4 protein-coding genes are annotated in these 6276 nt (G+C 76.4%); all 4 read right to left on the reverse strand.

All coding sequences use genetic code 11. The features are described 5' to 3' along the window. Positions 1-359 precede the first annotated feature (359 nt). Positions 360-752: a 50S ribosomal protein L7/L12 gene (gene rplL / locus GYH36_RS11080; protein WP_024840305.1), complete on the reverse strand. Its 393-nt coding sequence runs from the start codon at positions 750-752 to the stop codon at positions 360-362. A gap of 113 nt (positions 753-865) precedes the next feature. Beyond that, on the reverse strand, positions 866-1396 hold the full coding sequence (gene rplJ, locus GYH36_RS11085; RefSeq protein WP_024840304.1) for a 50S ribosomal protein L10: 531 nt from the start codon (positions 1394-1396) through the stop codon (positions 866-868). A 281-nt stretch (positions 1397-1677) separates the two neighbouring features. After that, positions 1678-4251, reverse strand: a complete 2574-nt coding sequence (locus tag GYH36_RS11090; RefSeq protein WP_162289865.1) for a CHAT domain-containing protein — start codon at positions 4249-4251, stop codon at positions 1678-1680. Positions 4252-4269: 18 nt separating this feature from the next. Then, positions 4270-6084 carry a S8/S53 family peptidase gene (locus tag GYH36_RS20330; RefSeq protein ID WP_115942060.1) on the reverse strand — a complete coding sequence of 605 codons (1815 nt, stop codon included), beginning with the start codon at positions 6082-6084 and terminating at the stop codon, positions 4270-4272. Positions 6085-6276: the final 192 nt, after the last annotated feature.

A 6276-nucleotide genomic window follows, 5' to 3' on the forward strand; every position in this document is an offset into this window, starting at 1 on the left:
GTATATGAGATCGGGGGCACAGGACAGCGCAAAGCGTGAGCATACCCCAGACACGCATCACGACACAACCCCGGGGGCGCGCCACCCCACCCGGCCCGGGGCCGGGACGGCCCTGCCGGTACTTCCGCGGGCCTCGTCGCCCGCCTGCGGCCCGACGACGGGCCGCGAACCTGCTGGCGTCGACCTCGCTGTCCTGCGTCGTCGACCCGCACATGGTGGCACACTCGTGGCCGTTCCGTGAAGCCGGTGCGACGACGCGCGCGCCGCGCGACCTCCGCAGGCACGACGAGGCCCGCACCCCGGGCGGGGTGCGGGCCTCGTGCGGCGTGCTGGCCGGTCCGCTCAGGACCGGCGGGCGATCACTTGAGGGTGACCGTGGCGCCGGCGCCCTCGAGGGCAGCCTTGGCCTTCTCGGCCGTCTCCTTGTTCGCGCCCTCCAGGACCGGCTTCGGGGCACCGTCCACGAGGTCCTTCGCCTCCTTCAGGCCGAGGGACGTGAGCGCGCGCACCTCCTTGATGACCTGGATCTTCTTGTCGCCGGCGGCCTCGAGGATGACGTCGAACTCGTCCTTCTCCTCCTCGGCCGGGGCGTCACCACCGGCGCCACCCGCGGGGGCGGCGACCGCGACGGCGGCGGGGGCGGCGGCGGTGACCTCGAAGGTCTCCTCGAAGGCCTTCACGAACTCGTTGAGCTCGATGAGGGTGAGGCCCTTGAACTGCTCGATGAGCTCGTCGGTGCTGAGCTTCGCCATGATGGCGTTCCTTTCGGTCGGTGCTCGGCAGCGGCCCGGTGCGGGCCTGCCAGAAGCGGGGTGTGTGCTTGCGCTGCGTGGATCGCGCTCCCGGGGCGAGCCCCGGGACCGGATCAGGCGGCAGCGCCCTCCGATTCCTGCTTCTGACGCAGGGCATCGATGACGCGGGCGGCCTGGGCGGTGTTCGCGGTGAAGACGTAGGCAGCCTGGAAGAGCTTGGCCTTCATCGCGCCGGCCGCCTTGGCCAGCAGGACCTCGCGGGACTCGAGGTCCGCGAGCTTCGTGACCTCCGCGGCGGTCAGGGGGCGCCCGTCGAGGACACCGCCCTTGATGACCAGCGCGGGGTTCGCCTTGGCAAAGTCACGCAGACCCTTGGCTGCCTCGACCGGGTCCCCGGTGACGAAGGCGATGGCCGAAGGGCCCTGCAGGTCGGCGTCGAGTCCCTCGACACCGGCCTCCTTGGCCGCGATGGCGGTCAGCGTGTTCTTCACCACGGCGTAGGTTGCGTTGCCGCTGAGCGACCGACGCAGCTGCTTGAGCTGCGCGACGGTGAGCCCGCGGTACTCGGTCAGCACGGCAGCGTTCGAGTCGCGGAACTTCTCCGAGATCTCGGCGACTGCGGCTGCCTTGTCCGGCCTCGCCATGGCAATCCTTCCGGTGGTGGTACCACCGGCGTCCGTCCCGGAACGAGAAAGAGCCCCGCGCAGGCGCGGGGCTCGCGGTCGCACGCGCGGCGGGGCCGGGCGGACGTCGTCGATTCGCTACCTGCGCTGGCCTCCACCTCGGGGTGGGACTTCGGTCCGTCACGTCCTGCAGACGGAGTCTGCGGGCAGCGTCGGACGACCGGCGGTCTTGGGTACACGCCCATCGTACGGGACGACGGCGCGTGCTCCAAACCGCGGCCGCCCTGCACCTGCACCCGGGCTCAGAGCACCAACGGGCCGAAGCACACGAGGGGGACCGGCTCCGGCTCGTCGGCGATCGCGCGGGCGAGCGCCGTGCCGGGCATCGCCCCGTCGCGCAGCTCGGCGTGGAGCGCGGGCATCACGCGCGCGGCCACGTCGTCGCGCAGCGGCGCGACGCTCGCGACGACCGCGCGCGCGCCGAGGCGCAGCAGGACGCTCGTCAGCCCCAGCGACTCGCCGCCGATCCGGGGCGTCGAGAGCCCGACCTCGCACGCCGAGAGCACGACGACGACGCCGCGCAGGTCGGTCCCGTCCAGCTCGTGGGCGAAGAGCGGGCCGTCCGCGAGCCGCAGCGAGGAGAACAGCGGGTTGTCGGTCTCGTGCGTCCCGTGGGCCGCGAGGTGCACGACCCCGGCCGTGCCCAGGCCGTCGAGCACCGCGGCGCACGTCGCGTCCTCACCCGTCAGCGCGTCGGAGCCGTCCCACACGGACGCGACGAGCTTCGCCTCCGCGCTCGAGAACCGCAGGCCCGGTCCCGCGACGACGAGCGCGTCGTCCGCGCGCCGCCCGGACTCCCCCACGCGCAGGTCCACCCACGAGTTGGCCCACGTCCGTCGGCCGCGGCGCGACGGCAGCGACGCCCACGGGACCGCGAGCAGGAGGTCGCGCGCCGCGACGTGGAGGTCCCCGTCCGCCTCGAGCGGGGCGACGAGCACGTCGTCGAGCGCGGCCAGCGTGCGCCCGATCGACGCGACGGCGGCCTCGCGCATGGGCACGGGGATGAGGACGTTGGACAGCACCGCGAAGTCGGCCCGCGCCCGGCGCACCTGCTCGGCCACCGCGGCCTGCGGCGCGAGGCGCACCAGGCGCGAGCCGGTCGCGCTGACGCGCACGGCGAGCACGTCGTCGCCGTCGAGGACGAGGTCGGCCACGACGGCGTCGGACGCGCGGGCCTCGAGCGCGGCGCGCAGCCGCCGCTCGGTCGCCGCGACGGGGGTCTCCGCCCCGCCCCCGAGCCGCCAGGCCCGTCGCCGCGCGTCCTCCTGGAGCCGGCGGGCTGCGCGCTGGTGCTCCTGGCGGCGCGCGAGCGACGACGCGTCCGACGTCGCGCCGAGCGCGCGCGCCGCCTCGACCTCGCGGCGGGCCGAGAGGAGGAGGTCGGCGAGGACCGGGTCCGCCGGCGGACGCACGCGGCCCGACCCGGCGAAGGCCGCACGGCCCCGCTCGACCGCGTCGAAGACCGCACCCGGCCGGCGCGTGCGCAGGGCGGCTTCGACGTCGACGTTCCCGAGCCGGACCCCGTGCACCGCCGACGCCGTCACGGCGTCCACCGAGCCCAGGCGGGCCCGGTGCTCGGCGAGCGTCGCCTGGCCCCGCCGCACCGCGCGCACGCCCCCGCGGCGGTCGCCCGCGGCGAACGCGAGCTGGGCCACGACGGCCGTGTGCTGGAGGCGGACCGGCAGCGGCGCGCGGTCGAGGCGCGCGGGCACGGCGCGCAGCACCTCGCGCGCGGCCGGGAGGTCGCCCGCGGTGAGGAGCCACTCGGCGGCGAGCAGCCGGGCGGGGATCGCGACGCCCAGCCCGGCGACGCTCCCGAGCTCCGCGCCCGAGCGCGCCACGTCCAGCGCCCAGCCCGCGTGCCGCCGCCCGACCGCGGGGGTGACCGAGTCCGCGCGGTCCTCGCTGAGCGCGGCCTGCAGCTCCGCGACCCGGGCGCGCAGCATCCACGGGGTGTTGCCGAGGCGCTCGAAGCGACGCGACGCCGACCGGGCGAGCCGCCGCGCGTCGGCGTAGCGGCGCAGGCCGACGACGACGCGGGACCGCACGAGCTCGACCTCCGCGAGGTCGCGCACCATCCGGTGGTGCGCGAGGTGCTCGCGCGCCTCCCGCAGCGCGTCGTCGGCCTCGGTGAGCAGCCCCGCGTCGAGGAGCACCTGGGCGCGGTCGATGAGCCCGACGGCGGCGTGCCGGTCCGGCGCCTGCGCGGCGGCCTCGTCCATCGCGGCGAGCGCGGTGGGCAGGTCGCCGCGCAGGTACTCGACGTAGCCCAGGTTGTGCCGCGCCTTGGAGACGAGCAGGACGTCGCCCGCCGCCTCGGCCTTCTCGACCGCCTCGGAGAGGTCGACGCGCGCGCGCTCGACGTCGCCGAGCTCGAGCAGCAGGGAGCCCCGGTTGAGCAGCACGATCGCGACGTCCGGTCCCCCGACGCGGCGCGCGTGCGCGAGCGCGAGGGAGAACCGCTCGTCGGCGGTCCGGGGGTCGCCGCGCCGCCAGCTGAGGAACCCCTCCTGACCCTCGACGAGCAGGGCGAGCCGGGCCCGCTCCTCGGCACCCGCCGCGCCGTCCGCGATCAGCCGTCGGGCCTCGTCGAGGCGGGCGAGCGCCGTCGGCAGGTCGCCGTCGAGCTCGAAGCCGCACGCGGCCGCCCCGACATGGCAGCGCACGAGGAGGTAGCGGCGCTCGTCGTCGTCCGGGACCTCCCCGAGCCGGCGGAGCGCACGCTCGTAGTGGCGCACCGCGTCGACGTACCGGCCACGCTGCGACGCCCCCTGCGCACGCGCGACGAGCTCCGCCGCCCCGGGCCGCCCCGTCATCCGTCTCCTGCCACCCTGCTACGGCACGGTGGGTTCCAGGCCCGTCGCCCGCGTGATCGCACCCCACAGCCACTCGCACCGTCGCGGCGTGCCTGCGCCGGGCTCCACCGCACCGTCGCTCCTCGTGGGGTCCTGCCCAGCATCCGCCAACAGTAGCGCGGCGATCTCCCCGCCGAGCACGGGCGCGGCGAACGACGTGCCGCTCCACGTGGCGAACCCACCCTGGAACCCCTCGGGGTCGATCGTGGCGCGGCGGCCGTTCGACCACAGCTCCTTGACGCTCCGCGACGGCGCGACGGCGCCGTCGATCGTGCGCGGCGCCGTGGAGACCACCGCCGCCCCCGGGCGCACGCACGTGATCCAGGGCCCGTCGTTGCTGAAGAGCGAGGTCGTGTCGTCCGGGTTCTGCGCGCCGACCGCGAGGATCGGCGGCTTGGCGAGCGGCACGTCCGCGGGGTCGATCGCCGTCGCGCGGTTGTCGTGACGACGTACGCGCGGGGCGAAGCCGGCGGGGAACATCGGGCGGGTCTGGCCGTCGTTGCCCGACGAGACGACGACCACGACGCCGTACCGGCGCAGCGCGTCGAGGACGGCGCCGAGCGGGGCGTCGAAGTCCGAGTCGCCCGGGCGCTCGTGGTAGTAGCCGAACGAGAGCACGAGCACGTCGACGGGCGCGTAGCCCTCCCGGCCCACGAGGCCGAGGACGTGCCACAGGAGGAGCCGGCGCAGCGACCGCAGCATGTCGCGCTCCGGGATGACCCCCGACCCCCCGTAGAGGCGCGGGGCGAGGATCACCGCGTCCGGGCACTTCTGGTGCACGAGGCCGGCGATGAACGTGCCGTGGCCGGCGACCGGGTCCAGCGGGCCGGTGAGCGGCGAGACCGAGACGCCGCCGATCTCCGGGTCCTCGTACGCGTACTCCGGCTCCGGGAGGACCGAGAGCGGCTCCCCGAGCAGGTCCGGGTCGCGCACGACGACGACGCCGCGCCCCGGGACGTCGTCGAACCACTCGTGCTCCCCGACCCCCGAGTCGAGCACGGCGACGACGGGGCGGCGGACGCCGTCCTGCGACGTCCAGGGGTCCTCGCCGGGCACGAGGTCGCGCCGCGGCGCGCCGCCGATCCAGTTCACGGGCGTGCGCCCGCCGCTGCCCGCCGCCGCGTACTCCGCCATCCCGCCGTACGGGTGCGGCTGGCCGTAGGGGTGCGGCTGGCCGTAGGGGTGCGGCTGACCGTACGGGTGCGGCTGGCCGTAGGGGTGCGGCTGGCCGTAGGGGTGCGGCTGGCCGTACGGCTGCGCGTGCGTGAACGCCGCCGGCTGCGCGTACGGCGCACCGCCGATGAACGTCGACGGCACGACGATGTGGTCGAGGCCGATGCGCAGGGCGGCGTCGGCGTCGTCGACCTGGACGCGGCCCCCGATGGCCTCGACGACGGCCCACGCGTCGGGCAGCGCGCGCGGCGTGCCCTCGCGCGGCGTGAGGCGCAGGGAGACGCCGAACACCCGGAGCAGGTCGCGCGTGGTCGCCTCGTCGAGCCCGGCCTCGCGCACGAGCGCCGCGTCGTGCTCGCTCTCCGGCTCGATCTCGACGTCGAGGTCGAGCCGGGCCGCGGCCTCGCGGATCCTCGCGAGCCGACGGTCGCCGCAGTGCGAGTCCGGGATGAGCAGCCGGTCGCCGACGTACCAGGTCGGGTGCGGCGACTGCTGCCCCGACCGCCGGGGCGCGGTGACGGGGTCGATGGTCCGCGTGCGCCACTGCAGGCGGCTCGGACGGTCGCCGTAGTAGCGGCCGCTGCGCAGGTTCGGGGCGGGCGTTCCGGGGGTCTCGCTCACGTGCTTCTCCTCAGGGGTCGACGCGCGGGCGGCCGCGGGCGCGTCGACGACGACGGCGGGCGGACCGCGGCTGCGCGCGGAACAAAGGGGGGCTCGGCGTGGGGGGGGGGGGGGGGGGGGGGGGGGCCGCGGCCGCGCCGCGCGCCGCGCCCCCACCGGCGCCCGCGCCCCCCCCGCCCCCCCCGCGCCCGG

The sequence above is a fragment of the Cellulosimicrobium composti genome, assembly GCF_010287905.1.
GTDB lineage: Bacteria > Actinomycetota > Actinomycetes > Actinomycetales > Cellulomonadaceae > Cellulosimicrobium > Cellulosimicrobium composti.

Bases quoted from the DNA above. Each gene is read 5' to 3' on its own strand.
- GYH36_RS11090 (WP_162289865.1), bottom strand. From the start codon at position 4,251: ATGACGGGGCGGCCCGGGGCGGCGGAGCTCGTCGCGCGTGCGCAGGGG.
- rplL (WP_024840305.1), bottom strand. From the start codon at position 752: ATGGCGAAGCTCAGCACCGACGAGCTCATCGAGCAGTTCAAGGGCCTC.
- rplJ (WP_024840304.1), bottom strand. From the start codon at position 1,396: ATGGCGAGGCCGGACAAGGCAGCCGCAGTCGCCGAGATCTCGGAGAAG.